The organism is Proteiniphilum sp. UBA1028, from assembly GCF_002316955.1.
GTDB lineage: Bacteria > Bacteroidota > Bacteroidia > Bacteroidales > Dysgonomonadaceae > Proteiniphilum.
Map to the genome: position 1 here is coordinate 54,619 of NZ_DCEN01000071.1, position 20,089 is coordinate 74,707.

Below are 20,089 nucleotides of genomic sequence, written 5' to 3' on the forward strand. Positions count from 1 at the left end.
AAATGGAATGAGTAAATAAACGAAACGTTAATTTTTTCATTTATTTTATTTGTTTCACTCCACATACAAAGTTAGAATAACCTAAATGGTATGGTATTGAAAAAGGTTTAAATAACTTCGAATCCCCGTGCAAACGATTGCATTTTCCGAGAGTAATAGTTGTATTATCAATTAGTTGCCGATGCTGGCAATAAAGTCAATAAAAGTGTTTATTTAAAAAGGAAAAGCTGAAAACCGATAGGTATGGCCTTTTATTTCTTGCTTTTTGTTTCTGAATGAGTCGAATTTAGTTCACCGGTTATTTTTAAGCAGGAATTGGCGATTTAATTTTCTGTTTTGTCCTTCGGGGCAGCTTCGGTTCTTATTTTTCTTTTTGTGGAAATTAGCCCTCTGAGTCTCATCAGGAAACGCTTGCTGGGCTTGCTTTTTAAATAGGTCTCGATATGGCGTGCGCGCTTTTCCTCCAGAATCTGATCAATTTCAATCAGGATTCCCGACTCCTCGACCTGTCCAAATTCATCGTTTATGGCGGTGCCGAAGAATCGCATGGTCGGCGAAAGACTCATGTATGCGTTGATGAGAGGCGGGATGTTGTATCCCAGCGCGCGCACCTCTCTGTTTAATATTTTATAATCCTCCTTAAAGTTGCGGCCATGGAAAAGCTGTTTCATTTTTTCCGTGTCGGTACCGGTTACAAGAGGATCAATGGGGGTCACCATCTGCTGATTATCGGGAAAGTGTTTGTTGAGGAAGTAGAGAATCATGTTTCGGGCTTGCTTGTTGTAGGTGCCGTACATGGTCACCTTCCCGAAGAAATATTTGATTTCCGGGTCGATGACAGTGAGTGCTCCCAGCCCGTCCCATAGGTTGTCGAGTGCGAAAATTCCTTTTCTCCCCAATAAGGTGGATTGATATTCCAGGGAGACAAACGATCTTCCCAGCTCTACCGTATACGGCAGGTAATCATCAATAAATTCCTGTGAAAAATTCAGAAGGTGGGCTGTAGCTAACATCGGTTTCCCGCTCTCATCAAACTCCACGTCGGAGCCATAAATAAAACGATACCCACCCAGTATCTCCTCATTTTCGGGATCCCATACAATCAGCTGGCGGTAGGGGATCTCCATGGTGTCGTATTTGTCAATGTCGGCCTCCAGTCCCGTGCCGCCACCGTAATGACGGAATGCTATTTCGCGCAGACGGCCCACTTCGCGCATCAGGTTAGGAGAATCGTGGGCGGTAAATACATAAATTTCATTGTTGGCCTTGTTGGTGCTCCTTATTCTTTTCTGTACGGTCAGTTCGCTTTTTATCAGCTCCTTGGAGACCGGTTCTATGATCTTTTCCATTCTTTGTTGCGTTAAAAATAATCGTCATTTCATGGCATAAGCCATGTCTTTTACATATTGTGCCCATTCTTGCGGTGTTTTCGACTTGTCGAATGTCTGCCAGGGAATGGATTGGCCAAATGTGATGGTGAATTGGCGATGGCTGTTTTTGAACATTTCATCCGGCAGATAAATCAGCTCAATGTTGAATTTTAGGCCGGAAGCTTTACGGAGATTGGAGAAATTGTAAAAGAAGGCGGAGTTCTTGCCCTCGAAATGGACGGGGATAACGTCTCTTTGGTATTCCACCGACTTGATGATAAAATTCTTCATCCAATCCAGATCGATGATCTTTCCTTTTATTTTCCGGGAGCATAAGCCCGCAGGGAATGTGATGATCTGATTGGTAGAAGCATAGGCTTCGTTGATGGCTTTTGCCGATTCTTTCCCTTGAGCGCCATATTTGTTGATGGGCACAAAAATCGGTTTCAGCGGATCAATGAAATACAATACATCGTTTACGAGGTACTTGATTTTTCCGTCATACTTCGTACCAAGATATGCAGAAAGGCATATACCATCCAAACCACCTAATGGATGGTTGGAAGCGAAAGTAAATTTTCCCGATTCCGGAATATTTTCTTCTCCGCGGATCTCTAAGCTCAGGCAAAATTCTTTTTCCACCAGAGCGCGCATAAACTCCACTCCTTTCGCCTCGCTATTCCGGGAGAGAATTCCGTTGATATCGTCCTGGTGAAGTGTTCGCTTGAGATAATTAATCAGAAACCGGGGGATCCTGTGATAATATTTTGGCGCCTTAGCCTTTAAAATATTGTCCACGTTAATCCTGAATCCATTCTCTTGGCTCATTGTATTTTCCTCTACTTCTAATACGCCGCAAATGTACAAAAATTAGTGAACGCATGGAGCAGGATTGGTCAAATTTCTTCGTTTACAACGATGAACCTAAAAGTACAACTTTGTTATCTGATGATTAATGGTTTGTAATTCAGGTATATGGGGTTTTTTCTGCGCCTGTTGATAACTTTTTTATAAAATATTGTGTGGAAATGTGGGGGAAAGTGGTTTATTTTGTACTTTTACAGTATTAAAGGTTCTGTCCGGTTGAATTTTGATAGGGAAATGTTACAGTTTCTGGGAAATATGGAAGCCAGGGCCGATGCAAAGGGAAGGATTTTTGTGCCGGCAATTTTTCGCAAACGCTTACAGTGTGAGGGAGAAGAATTTCTGGTACTTCGGAAAGATATTTTTCAGGATTGTTTGGTGTTATACCCCGGAAGTGTTTGGGAGAAAGAAATTGAAATGCTTCGTGGTCGGCTAAGCAGATGGGACCGCGAGCAGCAGCAGATTTTCCGCCAGTTTGTGTTGGATGCAGAAAGGATTGAAATGGACACGAGCGGACGGATACTTATACCGAAACGTTATATGCAAATGGTTTCTATCGGTTCGGATGTCCGCTTTCTCGGAGTGGATGAAACCATTGAGATTTGGGCTAAAGAGAAGCTGGAACAGCCATTGATTGATCCGGATGAGTTTTCTTCTGCCCTGCAGCAGTTGATGGCGCGCTTTCCTTAATTTTCAGGATCATGGTAGATAACGGCAGACAGATGGTGTATCATACTCCGGCTTTGCTTGATGAAAGCATCGAGGGGTTGAGTATCTGTCCCTCCGGGGTGTACGTGGATGTCACTTTTGGTGGGGGCGGGCATTCGCGTGAAATTTTGCGCAGATTAAATGACGATGGGCGACTGATTGCTTTTGATCAGGATGAGGATGCGGCGCTGAATGCTATCGACGACCCCCGTTTCACTTTTGTAAGAAGCAACTTCCGGTTTCTGAAAAATTTTCTTCGTTACCTCGAGGTGGACGAGGTGGATGGGGTGCTGGCCGACCTGGGTGTTTCGTCGCATCACTTCGACGATGCGGAGCGCGGTTTTTCCTTTCGTTTTGAAGGAGATCTCGACATGCGCATGAACCGCGGCACCCAAAAAAGTGCAGCAGATATTCTCAATGAATACACTGTGGAAAGACTGCGGGATATTTTTTCAAAATATGGCGAGCTAAAAAACGCACACAAGATTGCTTCTTCGGTTGTGGCATACCGGCAAACAAAGAAAATAGCGCTGACAAACGACTTGCTTGCCATTCTGGAGCCATTTGCGTTCAAAGACCGGGAGAAGAAAATATTGGCACAGGCTTTTCAGGCGCTTCGTATTGAAGTGAACGGTGAAATGGATGCGCTGACGGAAATGCTTACGCAGGCATTGCACGTGTTGAAGCCGGGAGGGCGATTGAGTGTAATTTCCTATCATTCGCTGGAAGACCGGCTGGTAAAGAACTTTTTCAGAACAGGCAACTTTGAGGGGGTGTTGATCAAGGATTTCTATGGGAACGTGGAAACACCTTTCGAACAGGTCAGCCGGAAAGTGATTGTGCCCGCAGAGGAGGAGCAGCAGCAAAACCCGAGATCGCGAAGTGCAAGGCTGCGCATAGCGGAGAAGAAATAGTTTACAGTAGTCGGGGCGCAAGCTGGCAACTGACTGCTGAGAGCTGATAACTATCAACAAATGAAATTGAAGTTCGGTAACATACGCAAATCGTTTGTCCATGTTTTTGGAGGAAGTGTTCTCACCGAGAACTACTTCCTCAAGAACATGCGGTTCATTATCGCGATTGTGCTGATAATGTTTTTGTTTATCGGGCACCGATATAAGGTGTTACAAACGATGTCGGAGATTGAACGTCTTGAGCAGGTGCTGAAAGATGCAAAATATGAGTCGCTTACCATCTCTTCCAAGCTTACCGAAGCAGGCAGGCAGGGAGAGATAGAACGTAGGGTTGCAGAGGCGGGACTGGAGTTAAAGGTGACCAGTGAGCCGATATACTACCTTAATAAAAAAGAGAAGAAATAGCATTTAATTACCCATACAGCGGGCTCAAATGCAAAACCTGAGTAAACAATGCAGGAACAAAACAAAAAAGATAAAAAAGGTGTTTTGGGAAGATATGGGCTGATAGTAACCATATTGATGCTATTTGCCGTAATGATTGTTTTTTCGGCTACCAAAATCGTGTTTACTTCCGAAGGAAAGAAATGGCGGGAAGTGGGCAAAAAAGAAACGGTCATCAGGGACCGCATAATCCTTCCCAAGCGGGGCAATATATATACATACGACGGAAAGCTGCTGGCTACCACTGAGCCGCTATACAGTATTTACATGGACTTTTGGGCAGACGGTATGGAGAAAGATACCCTGATGAAGTATGTAGGCGATCTTTCGGCGGCTCTTGCCAGAAAGTTTCCCGACCGTTCGGCTGCCCAGTACAGGAACGTGATCATGAACGGCTGGAATATGCGGGAAAAAGAAGAACGACAGATTCATGAAAACAGAGCAAAAGGGTCCGATAAAAAAGTACCCATTCGTTCCCGTTACGTAAAGATTCTGAGGCGAGATATCTCGTATGTTGATCTCAAGGAGATACGTACTTATCCTTTCTGGAACCAGCGATCCAACCGCAGTGGACTGATCGCCGAAGAACGGAATGCGCGTAAAAAACCTTTCGGAAACCTCGCAAACCGGACTGTGGGAAGTGTCTATAAGGACCTGGAAAAGGGAGGTGCCAGCGGGTTGGAGTTAAAATATGATTCCTTGCTGAGCGGCGTCCCGGGTGTGAAATTCCGTCAAAAGATACAGGGAAAGTGGATGGATGTGGTGGAGAAACCGGCCGAAGAGGGTTTGGATATTGTCACCACCATCGATACGGATATCCAGGATATCGCAGAACGTTCCCTTCGGGATAAGCTGGTGGAGACAGAGGCAGAGTCGGGTACCGCCATCATCATGGAAGTACAAAGCGGCGAGATCAAGGGGATTGTGAACCTGGATAGAATGAGCAACGGCGATTATGCCGAAGGGAATCCCAATGCATTCTCTTATATGAACGAGCCGGGTTCCACCTTTAAAACGGTGACGGCGATGGTAGCACTCGATGACGGTGTGGTGACGCCCGCTGATTCTTTTTACGTTGGTAGCGGCCTTTTTCAATACAACAAAAGATGGGTAAGAGACCATTACTGGCGGCGAGGTCAGGATAGAGGCTATCTCACGGTCGCAGAGGGGATGGCGGTCTCGTCCAACATCGTGATGAGTAAAATCGTATTGAAAGGATACGAAAGTAATCCAGCCCGGTATGTGGAAGGCATCGACCGGATCGGATTGAGAAAACAGCTGAAGTGGGACGTTCCCCTCAATGGAATAGAAGGAACATCTTCTATCCGTTTTCCGGATGATAAAGCAAATTACTGGTCCAAAACCACGCTTCCCTGGATGTCGTTCGGCTACGAAACAAAAATCCCGCCAATCTATATGCTCATGTTTTACAATGGGATAGCCAACGGTGGAAATATGATCAAGCCTTTTATTGCCAAGCAGTTCGTTAAGAACGGCAAGGTGATCAAAGAAATGGAGGCAGAAGTAGTGAATCCGAAGATGTGCAAGGAGTCTACTTTGCAGCAGATACACGATATGCTCGTGGGGGTAATTGAGGAGGGAACTGCGAAAGTTGTGGCTTCGGACTACTTTACCGTAGCCGGTAAGACCGGAACTGCACAGATTGCTTCCGGTGGCGGATATGAGGGGGGTTATTACGTTTCATTCTGCGGATATTTTCCTGCCGATAAACCGATGTACACTATTTTTGTGGGACTGAGAAAACCGAAAGGAGTGCCATCCGGCGGTGGCATGGCTGGTATGGTGTTCAAGAATATTGCCGAAAAGACCTTTGTGAGAAAAGTACAACTCACCGTAAATGATTGCAAAATTGACTCTACATTGCAAAAAAAACCTGCGATAAAGCATGGTAACTGGGGACTGAACAAGGTTGTACTGGCTTCATTAAATTTGCCTGCGGGTGAACTGGATGAAACTGCCAATTGGGTGAAGATGACACGGGATAGCTTGGCGTATCGGCCCAAGGCCATGGCATTGCACAACTCGATGATCCCGGATGTGCGCGGAATGGGTGCGCGTGATGCCGTGTACCTGCTCGAAAAAATGGGCCTCAGGATAAACCTCACAGGTGCCGGAAAAGTCGTATCTCAGTCATTTCCTCCGGGGCAGAAATTGGTTAAAGGGACCACAATCACCATCACATTACAATAGCTTATGAAACTTCGAGATATTATAAGAAAATGCCGTGTCGTTGCCATTTGTGGCAATGAAGAGGCGGAGGTTACCGCCATTACTTCCGACTCACGTACTGTGACACAGGGCTCCTTGTTTGTTGCGGTAGAAGGAATATTTACCGATGGCCATGCATATATTGGCAAAGCGATAGAACAAGAGGCTGCTGTGGTGGTGTACGATAAACCAATGATCGAAGAGTATTTCTCCAGAGTTACCTACGTGCAAGTAGAGGATAGTGCCGAGGCGCTGGCAATCATCGCCTCGACGTGGTATGGAGATCCTTCGCAACAACTTAAACTGGTGGGAGTAACCGGGACGAATGGGAAAACGACTGTTGCCAGCCTTCTTTATAAGATGTTCCGCCAGCTGGAATATTCTGCCGGACTGCTGTCCACTGTTGCAAACTATGTGAACGATGAGCGGTATGCAACGACCCATACCACACTCGATCCAATCACGTTAAACGGTTATCTCCGGAAGATGGTCGATGCCGGTTGTTCGCATGCTTTCATGGAGGTAAGTTCTCACGCTATCCATCAGAAGCGGATTTATGGCCTCCGTTTTGCGGGTGGGATCTTTACGAATCTTACGCAGGATCATCTCGACTACCATAAGAATATGCTGGAGTACCGGAACGTGAAGAAATCGTTTTTCGATAATCTTTCCAAGGATGCTTTTGCCCTCACCAATGCCGACGATAAGAATGGCGGAGTGATGATGCAAAACAGCAAAGCTCGAAAATTCACATACTCCGTGAAGGGCATGGCCGATTTTAAAGCCCGTATTTTCGAAAAACATTTCGACGGGACCGATATTGAAATTAATGGGAAAGAGCTTACGGTTCAGTTTGTGGGTGTGTTTAATGTGTATAACCTGTTGGCTGTGTATGGTGCGGGCATCCTGCTCGGACTCGATGGAGAGGAGGTACTTCGTCATCTCTCCCTGATGACTCCCGTGGCTGGTCGTTTCCAGACCATCCGATCACCCCGCTCCTATACGGCAATTGTGGATTATGCCCATACTCCCGATGCTCTTACGAATGTGTTGAACGCGATCCACGAAGTACTCAATAATAAAGGACATATCATCACAGTTGTGGGCTGTGGCGGTAACCGCGATAAAACAAAGCGTCCACTTATGGCGCGCGAAGCAGTGAACCTGAGCGACCGGGTGGTGCTTACCTCCGATAATCCCCGATTTGAAGAGCCCGGTGACATCCTGCAGGATATGATTGACGGTTTAACGCAAGAGCAGCGGGATGCCTCGCTTACCATTGTGGACCGGCGTGAAGCCATCAAGACAGCCTGTGCCCTGGCTCGACCGGGAGACGTTGTCCTTATCGCCGGAAAAGGGCACGAAGATTATCAGGAAATAAAAGGAGTGAGGCATCACTTCGATGACAGGGAAGAGGTGGAAAAGATATTTGCCACTCAACACAACGCCTGATGTGAAACAGAAAATACAGTATATATGTTATATTATCTTTTTGATTATTTAGACAAACTCGATGTACCTGGAGCGGGTATGTTTCAATATGTGATGTTTCGCTCAGCCATGGCAGTTGTTTTCTCGCTGCTGATCGGCATCTTTGTGGGTAAGAAGATCATTGGAAAACTGCAACAGAAGCAAATCGGAGAAACAATCCGCAATCTCGATCTTGAGGGGCAATACAGCAAACGAGGCACACCCACCATGGGAGGGATCATCATTATTCTCTCTATATTGGTGTCGACGCTGCTTTTTGGAAAGCTGGAAAATATTTATATTATCCTGATGCTGATCAGTACCGTTTGGCTGGGCCTGCTCGGTTTTGCGGATGATTACATTAAGGTATTCAAAAAAGATAAAGAGGGCCTGAAAGGAAAATCAAAGATCGTAGCCCAAATCGGACTCGGGCTCATTGTGGGACTGACTATCTACCTGAGTCCCGATATCGTGGTGCGCGAAAATAGGGAGATACGGGTGAACAACATCATCGAAGATGTCACTTTCCAAAGCGAGGATGTAAAAACTACCAGTACCACCATTCCTTTTATGAAAAACAACAACTTCGACTACAAGTGGCTGGTTAACTGGATGGGTGACTATGCTGATGAGGCTGTGTGGGTTGTTTTTATCCTGGTTGTGATCCTTATTGTGACGGCTGTGTCGAACAGTGCCAACCTGACGGATGGACTGGATGGTCTGACATCTGGTTCCTCTGCCATCATCGGTGTGGCACTGGGAATCCTGGCTTATGTGTCGGGGCGTGTTGACTTTGCCTCCTACCTGAATATTATGTACATCCCCGGCGGAGATGAACTGATGGTGTTTGCTTCGGCGTTTGTAGGAGCCTGTGTGGGATTTCTCTGGTACAACGCTTACCCCGCACAGGTATTTATGGGCGACACGGGAAGCCTTACACTTGGAGGAATCATAGGCGTGTTTGCTGTGCTCATCCACAAGGAGTTGTTGCTGCCTATCCTGTGCGGTGTCTTTTTTGTGGAGGCTTTGTCGGTAATTGCACAGGTGACCTGGTTTAAATATACGAAGAAGAAATATGGTGCCGGAAGACGTATTTTTAAGATGACTCCGCTCCACCATCACTATCAAAAGCCGGGTGACGGAACTATCGATGCATTGATCCAGAAGCCTTTCGCACCGCTTGCCGAACCCAAGATCGTGAGTCGCTTCTGGCTTGTAGGAATGATCCTGGCAGTGTTGACGCTGGCAACGCTCAAAATGAGATAGGATATTGATATCCAAAAGAGATAAGTATGAATGGGAAATTAATTGTTGTGCTCGGTGGTGGGGAAAGCGGCGTAGGTTCTGCCATACTCGCGAAAAAAAAAGGATTTGACGTGTTCCTTTCCGATAACGGTCCGCTTCAAAACTCGCATCGTGATACGTTGAATGCTTATAGCATAGAATTTGAGGAGAACGGTCATACCGAAGAGCGCGTACTCCGGGCTGATGAGATTGTAAAGAGTCCGGGTATACCCGATACATCCCCGTTGATGCGGAAAGTGCTGGCCACCGGAATTCATGTTATCTCTGAGATTGAATTTGCCGGCCGATTCACCGATGCGAGGTTGATCTGCATCACAGGAAGTAATGGCAAGACAACCACGGCCAGCCTTATCTATCATATTCTGAAATCGGCAGGACTGAGCGTGGGGCTTGCGGGAAACATCGGGAAGAGCTTCGCTCGACAGGTGGCCGAGGAGCATTTTGATTATTATGTATTGGAGTTGAGTAGCTTCCAGCTGGAGGGCGTGTGCGACTTCAAGGCCGATATTGCGGTACTGCTGAATATTACCCCCGATCATCTCGACCGGTATGATCATGACCTGCAACACTATGTAGATGCCAAAATGCGCATCATCCGCAATCAAAGGGTGGAAGATGCTTTTATTTACTGGATCGATGACCCCATTGTTACAAAGGAGATTGACAAGCTAAAGCCGTTGGCAACCCTCTACCCTTTTGGAAAACAACAAAAGAAAGAGGCGGCTGCTTATACCGAAAACGGAAAGATAGTTATTCACGCTAAAGAACAGGAGTTCACTATGGAATTGGAATTATTGGCCCTGGAGGGTTTGCATAATGTATATAACTCATTGGCGTCGGGGATTGTAGCAAAGCTGATGGACATCAGCGACGAACAGTTGCGCACATCGTTGTCCGATTTTAAAGGCGTTCCGCACCGGCTCGAAAAGGTGGCTACAGTGCGCGGCGTACTGTATGTCAACGATTCAAAAGCAACCAACGTAAACTCATGCTGGTACGCACTGCAGAGCATGCGCACCAAAACAGTGCTGATTCTTGGCGGAACTGATAAGGGAAACGATTACAGTGAGATTGAGGAGTTGGTGCAATCAAAAGCAAGGGCATTGATTTTTCTTGGAAAAGACAACAGTAAACTACATGCTTTCTTCGACGGGAAGGTGCCCGTGATTCGTGATGCATGTTCCATGAAGGAGGCCGTGGATATAGCTTATCAATTAGCCGAAAAGGGAGACACGGTTTTGCTGTCACCCTGCTGCGCCAGCTTTGATCTGTTCAGAAACTACGAAGATCGCGGTGACCAGTTCAGGGAATGTGTGAGAACTCTTTAAAAAGGTAGCTATGTTAAACAATTCCAATCATTCAACAGATCCTTCATCTCCAGTGGATACCGTTCCCGAAACAGGGTTCACGTTAGGAGATTTAGTGAAAAAGGTCTTTAAAGGAGATAAGGTGATCTGGACGGTGTTTATCATCCTCTGCGTGATCTCACTGGTGGAGATATTCAGCGCAACCAGTACCATTGTTTACCGGCAACAAAACATGTGGGGGCCAATTCTCAGGCATGCCATGTTCCTAATTGGAGGTGTGGGAGTAATTCTGCTGATTCATAATATTCCCTATCGCTATTTTTCACTTCTGATTTTTGTACTGCTGGGAGCCATCGTCTTGCTTGTGCTAACCCCGTTTATCGGGACCAGCGTTAACGGTGCCGACCGATGGATATCCTTCCTGGGATTCACCATTCAGCCTTCCGAAATAGCCAAAATATCGCTGATGGGGACAGTGGCTTTTCTGTTAAGCAAGCAGAATGGAACGAACGACGGCCTGTTGTTCAAATGGATGATAGGCCTGATGGTTGTTGTGTGTGGCATCATTGCCATGGATAACCTGTCGACCGCAGTACTGCTGTTCGGAGTGTGTTATCTGTTGATGTTCATTGGAAACGTGAAACTCATACGTTTGCTGAAGGTGGCAGGAGCAGGGATTGCTTTGGTGCTTTTATTTGTCTTGTTACTGAATATCATTCCCGAAAATTGGACCAGCTCGGGTCCCTTAAGTCGTCTGGGTACATGGCAAAACCGTATCACCAACTTTGGTGCACACAAAGAACTTTCTGAAGAAGAATATTTCACTATCACCGATGAAAATTACCAAGTGGCACATGCCAAGATTGCTATCGCCAACGGCGGTATCCTGGGTGTGTTCCCGGGAAATAGTACCGAACGGGATTTCCTTCCGCAGGCCTATTCCGACTTCATCTATGCCATCATCATCGAAGAGATGGGGATGCTGGGAGGTCTTTTTGTTCTGTTGCTCTATGTGATCCTGCTTATTCGTTCCGGGATGATTGCCCGGAAAACGGAAAAAATGTTTCCCAAATTTCTGGTGCTGGGATCGGCGCTGATGCTTTCCATCCAGGCATTTATCAACATGGCGGTGGCCGTAAACCTGATCCCAGTCACCGGCCAGCCATTGCCACTGGTCAGCAGGGGGGGGACATCCACGCTGATTACTTGTGCCTACTTCGGACTGATTTTGAGTGCCGACCGCTTTGGTATTGGGAAGAAGAGAGAGGAAAACGAGACTGCCGGTCGGAATGAAGATGACCATACCCGCCAATGCGAGGAATCGGCCGACTCCCTATTGAAGGAGCCGATTGAAAATCTGGAAGACAAAGTGGAATTTGAAATTTATCATGTATGAAGATAATTATCAGCGGAGGAGGCACGGGGGGACATATATTCCCGGCTATTTCGATTGCAAACGCAACGAGGAAACGGTGGCCGGAGTGTGAAATCCTTTTCGTGGGAGCCGAAGATCGCATGGAGATGGAGCGGGTGCCCGCCGCCGGATACAATATCGTGGGACTGCCTGTGGCAGGGTTCGACAGGAAGAACTTGCTGAAGAATGTCTCTGTCGGCATCAAGTTGCTCAGGAGCATGCAAAAAGCGCGAAAAATTGTGAATGACTTCAAACCCGATATTGCTGTGGGAGTAGGTGGTTATGCCAGCGGCCCCATATTGAAGGCAGCATCTGCAAAGGGAGTACCCACCTTACTACAGGAACAGAACTCCTATGCGGGGGTGACCAACAAGCTGCTGGCACAAAAGGCTGCGACCATCTGTGTGGCCTATGATGGGATGGAAAAGTTTTTCCCAAAAGAAAAAATAGTGCTCACAGGCAATCCCTGCCGCCAGGAGCTGTTGATATCGGAGGAGAATAGGCAGGATGGATATAATTACTTTCAGCTGGATCCCCTCAAGCGAACAATCCTGATGCTGGGAGGAAGCCTGGGGGCACGCACGCTTAATAAAAGTATTACAGGTGCTTTCTCCAAGCTGGCCGTGCAGGACAATGTGCAGGTGATCTGGCAGTGCGGTAAGTACTACTACAAAGAAATGCAGCAGCTGCAAGAGGCCGGGATGATTCCACCCAATGTGCATCTGTGCGATTTTGTGCATCGGATGGAGTATGCCTATTCTGTGGCCGACCTGGTAATTTCCCGTGCGGGCGCTGGTTCCATATCAGAGTTTAGTTTGCTCGGAAAGGCGGTTGTCCTGGTTCCCTCACCCAATGTGGCGGAAGATCACCAGACGAAGAATGCGCAGGCATTGGTGAATAAGGAGGCGGCTGTCATGGTCTCCGACGCATTGGCTCCTGCTCTGCTGTTCGATGTGGCACTTTCGCTTGTGAAGAACGAAGAACAGCTTAAAAGTCTGAGCCGGAATATTGTAAAGCTGGCGCAACATGATTCGGCAGAACGAATCGTGGATGAGATTGAAAAATTGATCATGGTATGAATTACGAAAATATATATTTTATAGGCATTGGCGGGATTGGCATGAGCAATCTTGCCCGCTATTTTCTTTCGAAGAGAAAAAGGGTAGGAGGGTATGACCGTGCAGAAACGCCGCTCACACAAACGCTTGTAGAGGAGGGCGCTTTTGTGCATTATGAGGATGACATACAGAAAATTCCCCCCTTTTTTGTGGACAAAGAAAAAACGCTCGTGGTTTATACACCTGCCATACCTGCATCGCACGGGGAATTGGTTTTTTTCAGTGAACGGGGATTCACTATCATGAAACGGGCACAGCTGCTTGGTGAGATCACCAAAACGAGCGATGCTGTCTGTGTGGCGGGAACGCACGGCAAGACCACTGTCTCAAGCATGACGGCCCATCTGCTGCGCCAGTCACATGTGGACTGCAATGCCTTCCTGGGGGGGATATTAAAAAATTATGACAACAACCTGCTGCTCTCCGACAAAAGCAATATTACCGTTGCCGAAGCTGACGAATATGACCGTTCTTTTCATTGGCTGAAACCCTGGATCGCCATCATCACTTCTGCCGATCCCGATCATCTCGATATCTATGGAACAGAAGAAGCTTACAGGGAAAGTTTTGAAAAATTCACCTCGCTCATTCGTCCTCATGGTTGTCTTATCCTGAAAAAGGGAGCACCGGTCACCCCACGCACCGACGAAACAGTGACTGTGCTGAGTTATGGAGAAGCGGAGGGCGATTATCGTGCAGAGAATATCCGCATTGGAAACGGGGAGATCCTGTTCGATTTCGTGTCTCCTGAAATGAAGATTGCCGATATTTTTCTGGGAGTGCCGGTGAAGGTGAATATTGAAAATGCCGTAGCAGCCATTGCTGTAGCCATACGTTGTGGTGTCACACCGGAAGAGATCCGCTGTGCCATGCGTAGCTTTGGCGGTGCGAAAAGGCGCTTCGATTTTCAGATCAAATCGAAAAAAATTGTATTTATTGATGATTACGCTCATCATCCGCGGGAGCTGTCAGCAGCCATCCACTCCATCAAAGCACTCTATCCTGGCAAAAAGGTGACGGGTGTATTCCAGCCACACCTCTATACACGGACCCGCGACTTTGCAGATCAGTTTGCAGAGAGCCTCTCTCTCCTCGATGATGTGATTCTGCTGGATATCTATCCTGCAAGGGAAGAACCCATACAGGGCGTTTCGTCGCAGATTATCTTCGATAAAATCACTTCGCCAGAGAAGGTGTTATGCCGGAAAGAGGAGCTGTTGGGGTTGCTTGAGCATAAGCCGCTGGAGGTGCTTGTTACTTTTGGTGCCGGTGATATCGACAGGTTGCTTCCCGCTATCGAAAGCCTGCTGAGAAAGAAGTACACAGTGAATGATTAATGTTTTTTAATTCGATCTGCTATTGCACATCTTAATGTATCTTTGTGTAATCAAACCAAACAGATAACAGCATGAAGAAAGTCTTTATCATATTGGTTGCTGTTGTTGTAATAGGGTATTTGATCTTTTCGGCATCCTATTTCAGAGATTCTTCACGCGATAACGTATGCGAGCGATTTGAGGTGATTATCAAAGACAGCAGCCGAACCCGCTTTGTAGAGGCACAGGATGTTGTGAATCTGGTGAAGAGATATGATTTGTATCCAGTGGGCAAGACTTTCGGACAGATCAACACGTTGGCCATTCGCGACACCATTCTTACCAATCGCCTGGTGGAGTCGGCAGAGGTATATACCACGGCAGGTGGTTCCATTGTGGCATCCATTCGCCAGCGGGAGCCGGTGTTAAGGATTATCTCCGATGTAAAAGGCAGTTTTTATGTTGATAAAGATCGCCGTATCATGCCCCTGTCGTCTAACTTTGCTGTCTATGTGCCTATTGCCACGGGTGTTATTGACGAAGAGTTTGCACAAAATGACCTGTATGATTTTGCAATGTTCCTACGGGATAATCCCGACTGGGATGCCTGGATAGAACAGATTGTGGTGCAGAAAAATAAGGACGTGGAACTGATACCGCGTGCCGGCGATTTCAGGATCGTTGTGGGAAGTCTCGACGACTACCCGGCCAAACTGGCGAAATTTGTCCTTTTTGTGGAAGAGGGATTGAACGTGGTAGGATGGAATCGATATAGCGAGATCAACCTGAAATATGAGAATCAGGTCGTGGGCACAAGAAAGTAAAAAGAGATTATTTCTACTTTGAAAATGATGTTAACAAGCAAACAAAAATGTTCCAGGAGCGTTTGTTAAACAATAATGTAACCAAAAAGTTCATCAACCAAATATATGATGCATTCAGGATTTATAGCTGTGATTGATCTGGGTACTTCCCGGATAAAAGGCGTTGTCGGGCGAAAGAATGAGCACAATGTGATATCCATTCTCGCCAGTGGTTCCATTGATGCCGGTAATTCCGTGCGCAGAGGTATGGTGTACAATATTGAACAGGTAGGGGCCAATGTGCATAAGCTGGTGATGATGCTCGAAAACAGCTTGGGGCGGAAGATCGCTAAAGTGTATGTTTCCCTGGCAGGCCAATCACTGCATACCCTGGAATTTCATGAGATGAAGCAACTCTCTACCGGAATGGTCACTGAAGAGGTGGTAAGCCAGTTGCGCAAAGCGGCCGAAAAGTTTCAGCCCGAGATGGTGCGTAATTATCGGGTTGCAGACGTGGAATATTATATCGACGACAAACCGGAGCGCAGTCCGGTTGGGGTGACCGGTTCGCAGATTGAGGCCGGTTATGAGCTGATCGTGGGACGCCCAAACCTGTTGTCGAATATCGAAAAAAGTATCGCTGCCAAAACGGACCTGGAGATCGTCGATTTTATTGTAGGGCCGACCGCATCGGCGGAGATATCGCTCAGCGAGGAAGAAAAAGAGCTGGGTTGCGTTTTCGTTGACTTCGGCTCCGGGACCACTTCCCTCTCCGTCTACAAGGGTGGTATACTGCGACGCATGGTGGTCATCCCATTCGGAGGCAAAAACCTGACGAAGGATATCAGCGCGCTCAACTTTACCGAAAACGATGCGGAACAGCTGAAGATAAAATTCGGTCGAGCCATGGAAAATCAGGATGCTCCCCTTTTTACGTCTCCTTTTGCTTCGAAACCAGATATAGACCTGACGGAATTAAATAAAGTCATCGGCATGCGTCTCGATGAGATCACCGCAAATATCAGGGAGCAGATCATTCTCTCTGGTTACGAAGGACAGCTGGGGGCGGGAATGATCATTACGGGCGGAGCATCACAACTGAAGAACCTGGATCTCTATCTTACCCAAAAGATGAAGATGCCTGTAAGAAAGGCGTTGGCGAAAAAAACATTTATCAACAATGCGCCTGAACTGATCAGCGATCCTTCATTTACACAGGCATTGGGCATGTTGATCTTTGCGGAAGAGGATTGCGAACTTGTACTTGCCGATACTTCAGAAGAACAGGATGAGGATCGCAGATCTCCCTCTTCCGGCTGGTTTTCCACGAAAAAGAAAAAGCCGAAAAATGACAAAAAGGAGAAGAAACCGAAAGCAGAAAAACAGGAAGGGGGAATATTCTCAAAGATAGAGGATGTCTTTGGCGAATTCTTTTCAGAAGAGGATGATGAATAACAGAGAAAAGATAAGGAGCAATGAACGACGATATATTGGATTTTCAGATCGAGAGCCATACCGATGCCATCATAAAGGTGATTGGTGTGGGAGGTGGTGGCGGTAATGCCGTGAACCATATGTTTCAGGAGGGTATACACGACGTCTCCTTTGCATTGTGCAATACCGACCATCAGGCGCTGATGGAATCACCTGTACCCATGAAAATACAATTGGGCGAAAGCACTACCGGAGGATTGGGAGCAGGAAACAAACCGGAAGTGGCCCGAAGAGCTGCCGAGGAGAGTGTTGAGATGATTGAGGATCTACTGAACGACGGCACCCGAATGGCTTTTATCACCGCTGGTATGGGCGGTGGAACCGGGACAGGAGCAGCACCCGTGGTGGCTCGTGTGGCAAAGGACATGGGTATCCTCACCGTAGGCATCGTTACCATTCCTTTTATGTTTGAAGGTCCCCGAAAGATTGTTCAGGCAGTGAAGGGCGTGGAAGAGATTGCCAAAAATGTGGATGCACTCCTGGTCATCAATAATGAGCGTTTGCGGGATATTTACAGTGATCTGACCATGCTGAATGCCTTTGCCAGAGCCGATGATACACTGGCAACCGCAGCCAGGAGCATTGCCGAGATCATCACCGTGCACGGACATGTAAATCTCGATTTTGCTGATGTAAACACCACGCTCAAAGATGGTGGTGTGGCCATCATGAGTAGCGGCCTGGGGAAAGGGGATGATCGGGTCAATGATGCCATAAAGAACGCATTGCATTCACCATTGCTTAACAACAACGATGTGTTCAGCGCCAAGAAAATTCTGATCAACCTCTCTTTTGGCGAAGAGAGTCCGCTGATGATGGAAGAGATGAATGCTTTGCACGATTTCATGTCGAAGTTTAGCAGGGAGATTGAAGTGATCTGGGGAGCGGCTGTGGAAGAGTCGCTGGGTGAAGAGGTGAAAGTGACGCTGCTTGCTACCGGCTTTTCTATCACCAGTGTTCCGGGAATCAAGGAGCATCAGGAAGAAAAGACGAGGGCAGAAGAGATACAAGAACAGATTGAACGCGATGCGAAGCTGGAGCAGGAGAAACGCGACAAGGAACTGATAGAAAAGTATTACGGAAAAACAGGGTTAAAAACCCTTACCACCGTCAACTATCGGCAGGAACCGTTTGTGCTGACTATTGATGAACTGGATGACGATAAGGTGCTCGAGGCACTCGAAAAGACTCCCGTCTTCAAACGGGAAGCAGATTTCAATCCCCGAGCCTTTCAATCGGAAACACATCCTCAGTCGACGTCTCTGTTCGATTGATGGGACCTGTTTAGAATGGCTTTGGATATAACAGGAATAGATCAAAGAAAAGAAACAACATGGAACTACTGGAAAAGATTACCGGAGAGATAAAAAAAGCAATGCTTGCCAAGGACAAAGTGCGTCTGGAAGCGTTGAGAGGAATAAAGAAAGAGTTGCTGGAAGCAAAAACAGCGAAGGGTGCTGCCGGAGATCTATCTGATGAGACAGCCACATCCATTTTGCAAAAAATGGTGAAACAGCGTAAAGACAGTGCCACGATCTATTCGGAACAAAACCGGCCTGACCTTGCCGAAGCTGAGATCGAGCAAATGAAAGTGATCCAGGAGTATCTCCCGGCACAACTGACCCCGGAGCAGTTGGAAGGTGCTCTGAAGGCGCTCATTGCCGAAGTGGGCGCTACCTCCATGAAAGAGATGGGCAAGGTAATGGGATTGGCCACGAAACAACTTGCCGGTAAGGCGGAAGGACGGGCTGTTTCAGAAATGGTGAAGAAGCTGCTTTCTTGATCGCGGGCGATTACATTTTCCGCACATAGGGTACATATACCTTTTTTAGCCGTTTTTCGAGCAGATTACGTTTGCGTATTTTCTTCTCCAGCTTTTGCAGATCGGAGAGTCGGTTTTTACTCTCCTTGAAATCGTCTGTGAGCAGCAACAGAGAGATTGTTTCGTCGTCCACTGTGCGTATACTAAATACTACAGTGCTGTTTTCAATGATATTATTTTCGGTCATCGTGACCAGGTAGTGTTTTCCCAGTGTATGATCTATCGTGATAGCATCGTATCCCATGGCAGAGACTGTAATTTTCTCCAGCTTATCGTTATCTTTAAACCAGGCCTTGCCATCGTCGCCGGACACTTTTCCCTCGAGCACCTTGTCCGATTTTGTACGCGCCTCTACCAGGATATTCTGTAGAGGATAGTTGTCTGATCCTACGACCTTTACCAGGCAGCTGTCATTCGTTGAGCCTTTTATTGGCTGATATGCCGACTTGGGACCGGAATAGTCCGATGTCTTAATCAACAGAAAATGATCGACCTGTTCATAACTGCCTTCCCCTACCTGTGCTGTGGATAAACCCGCAAAACCTGTAAGACAAAACACAGCCTTGCCATTTATGAAAGCAAGTGAATCCAAACCGTTCTTAAAGGTTGCGCCCGTTTGTTGCGCAAAGAGCATGAGAGGCAAGAGAAGCGTGCAGGTGAATAAAAGATTTTTTTTCATGAACGGTGTGTGAGTATGTTGAGACACAAATGTACTATTAATTTTCATGATAGGAAAAGAAGGAATGTTAAAACAATCCATGCTTTAGGGCAACTCCAAATGGTTTTAAATGAAGGGAAACGGTAATCGTTTTTTTCCAACCATAGGTTCATCTGTCCCTGCTGTGATTGTGATGGAGAGGGTTACAGGAAAGGGAGACAGATCCAGGGCTTATTGTGCGATGACGTATTGATAAAGTTGAAACACCTGTTCAACAGAATCAAAATCTGTTTGATGTTCTTTAATGAAAGACTCAATTCTAGTTCTTTTGTCCTTTGGAAAGATTTTCAAGAAACTCCTTTCGTTGTAAAAACTTTTGTTTCGTTTTCCCACTTGTACTTCGTAGGTTCTGCTGATGCCGGCTACAACCCGATTATTCTCCCGAACCCCGCTAATGATCCCTTTTCCTGTCAATCCGGTATAGCTGTCCACCGATGCTGTCTCCGTTGTTCCACCATATGTGACTTTGGCGGGCGCTTTTTTCTTCAGGGGGGTATAAGATACATGAAATTTAGGGTCTGCCTGAATAACTTCGGTTGCTTTGCCCTCTGACATAAGAAATATTCTTTTGCCTACATGCATGGCTACAACCATGCTCGGATCGGAAAATTCTTTTTCCCGCTGGTCGGTTTTATCTATAAAAACATATCGGCCGTTTGCCAGATTGAAGTTTAAAGGAACTGCGAACTGCCTTCCATCTTTATAAAAGATGATAGCATCCTGAAAATCCTCAAATAGATACGAAGAATTGGACTTATCTGTTTGAGCTGTTATATAAGTAGAAAGACAAAAT

18 protein-coding genes are annotated in these 20,089 nt (G+C 46.7%); 14 read left to right on the plus strand and 4 right to left on the minus strand.

The window, feature by feature from the left end; translation table 11 throughout:
* Positions 1-323 precede the first annotated feature (323 nt).
* The gene (locus B3Z75_RS11975) at positions 324-1,349 is read right to left on the minus strand and encodes a GNAT family N-acetyltransferase (RefSeq protein WP_294071921.1); all 1,026 of its coding nucleotides are present in this window, start codon (positions 1,347-1,349) and stop codon (positions 324-326) included.
* A gap of 24 nt (positions 1,350-1,373) precedes the next feature.
* Positions 1,374-2,198, minus strand: coding sequence for a 1-acyl-sn-glycerol-3-phosphate acyltransferase (locus tag B3Z75_RS11980; protein ID WP_294071924.1), 825 nt, complete (start codon positions 2,196-2,198; stop codon positions 1,374-1,376).
* Between the two features lie 273 nt (positions 2,199-2,471).
* Between B3Z75_RS11980 and B3Z75_RS11985 the strand changes: the two genes are divergently transcribed.
* From B3Z75_RS11985 to B3Z75_RS12050, 14 genes are all read left to right on the plus strand, one after another.
* Positions 2,472-2,924 carry a division/cell wall cluster transcriptional repressor MraZ gene (locus B3Z75_RS11985; RefSeq protein ID WP_294071927.1) on the plus strand — a complete coding sequence of 151 codons (453 nt, stop codon included), beginning with the start codon at positions 2,472-2,474 and terminating at the stop codon, positions 2,922-2,924.
* A gap of 11 nt (positions 2,925-2,935) precedes the next feature.
* A complete protein-coding gene (gene rsmH, locus B3Z75_RS11990) occupies positions 2,936-3,856 on the plus strand; it encodes a 16S rRNA (cytosine(1402)-N(4))-methyltransferase RsmH (RefSeq protein ID WP_294071930.1) in 921 nt (306 codons plus the stop codon).
* A gap of 60 nt (positions 3,857-3,916) precedes the next feature.
* A complete protein-coding gene (locus B3Z75_RS11995) occupies positions 3,917-4,261 on the plus strand; it encodes an FtsL-like putative cell division protein (RefSeq protein ID WP_294071933.1) in 345 nt (114 codons plus the stop codon).
* A 48-nt stretch (positions 4,262-4,309) separates the two neighbouring features.
* Positions 4,310-6,511 (plus strand): penicillin-binding protein, encoded by a 2,202-nt coding sequence (locus B3Z75_RS12000; protein WP_294071936.1) that lies wholly within the window; start codon positions 4,310-4,312, stop codon positions 6,509-6,511.
* 3 nt (positions 6,512-6,514) lie between these two features.
* Positions 6,515-7,981, plus strand: a complete 1,467-nt coding sequence (locus B3Z75_RS12005) for a UDP-N-acetylmuramoyl-L-alanyl-D-glutamate--2,6-diaminopimelate ligase (RefSeq protein ID WP_294071938.1) — start codon at positions 6,515-6,517, stop codon at positions 7,979-7,981.
* Positions 7,982-8,005: 24 nt separating this feature from the next.
* Positions 8,006-9,265, plus strand: coding sequence for a phospho-N-acetylmuramoyl-pentapeptide-transferase (mraY, locus tag B3Z75_RS12010; RefSeq protein ID WP_294071941.1), 1,260 nt, complete (start codon positions 8,006-8,008; stop codon positions 9,263-9,265).
* A gap of 26 nt (positions 9,266-9,291) precedes the next feature.
* Entirely contained in the window at positions 9,292-10,632 is a 1,341-nt protein-coding gene (murD, locus tag B3Z75_RS12015) for a UDP-N-acetylmuramoyl-L-alanine--D-glutamate ligase (RefSeq protein ID WP_294071944.1), read from the plus strand.
* A gap of 10 nt (positions 10,633-10,642) precedes the next feature.
* Positions 10,643-12,007: an FtsW/RodA/SpoVE family cell cycle protein gene (locus B3Z75_RS12020; protein ID WP_294071947.1), complete on the plus strand. Its 1,365-nt coding sequence runs from the start codon at positions 10,643-10,645 to the stop codon at positions 12,005-12,007.
* Positions 12,004-13,104, plus strand: a complete 1,101-nt coding sequence (murG, locus tag B3Z75_RS12025; protein ID WP_294071950.1) for an undecaprenyldiphospho-muramoylpentapeptide beta-N-acetylglucosaminyltransferase — start codon at positions 12,004-12,006, stop codon at positions 13,102-13,104. The genes B3Z75_RS12020 and murG overlap by 4 nt, the downstream gene beginning before the upstream one ends.
* Positions 13,101-14,480 (plus strand): UDP-N-acetylmuramate--L-alanine ligase, encoded by a 1,380-nt coding sequence (murC, locus tag B3Z75_RS12030; protein ID WP_294071953.1) that lies wholly within the window; start codon positions 13,101-13,103, stop codon positions 14,478-14,480. Before murG ends, murC begins: the two co-directional genes overlap by 4 nt.
* A gap of 71 nt (positions 14,481-14,551) precedes the next feature.
* Positions 14,552-15,283 carry a cell division protein FtsQ/DivIB gene (locus B3Z75_RS12035; protein WP_294071956.1) on the plus strand — a complete coding sequence of 244 codons (732 nt, stop codon included), beginning with the start codon at positions 14,552-14,554 and terminating at the stop codon, positions 15,281-15,283.
* A gap of 105 nt (positions 15,284-15,388) precedes the next feature.
* On the plus strand, positions 15,389-16,717 hold the full coding sequence (gene ftsA, locus B3Z75_RS12040; RefSeq protein ID WP_294071959.1) for a cell division protein FtsA: 1,329 nt from the start codon (positions 15,389-15,391) through the stop codon (positions 16,715-16,717).
* Positions 16,718-16,737: 20 nt separating this feature from the next.
* Complete coding sequence (gene ftsZ, locus B3Z75_RS12045) at positions 16,738-18,030, plus strand: cell division protein FtsZ (RefSeq protein ID WP_294071962.1); 1,293 nt, start codon at positions 16,738-16,740, stop codon at positions 18,028-18,030.
* A 59-nt stretch (positions 18,031-18,089) separates the two neighbouring features.
* On the plus strand, positions 18,090-18,539 hold the full coding sequence (locus B3Z75_RS12050) for a GatB/YqeY domain-containing protein (RefSeq protein WP_294071965.1): 450 nt from the start codon (positions 18,090-18,092) through the stop codon (positions 18,537-18,539).
* Between the two features lie 10 nt (positions 18,540-18,549).
* On the opposite strand, the gene B3Z75_RS12055 is transcribed toward B3Z75_RS12050, so the two are convergent.
* Positions 18,550-19,257: a hypothetical protein gene (locus tag B3Z75_RS12055; protein ID WP_294071968.1), complete on the minus strand. Its 708-nt coding sequence runs from the start codon at positions 19,255-19,257 to the stop codon at positions 18,550-18,552.
* 210 nt (positions 19,258-19,467) lie between these two features.
* A partial coding sequence (locus tag B3Z75_RS12060) for a hypothetical protein (RefSeq protein ID WP_294071970.1) occupies positions 19,468-20,089 on the minus strand: 622 nt, incomplete at its 5' end.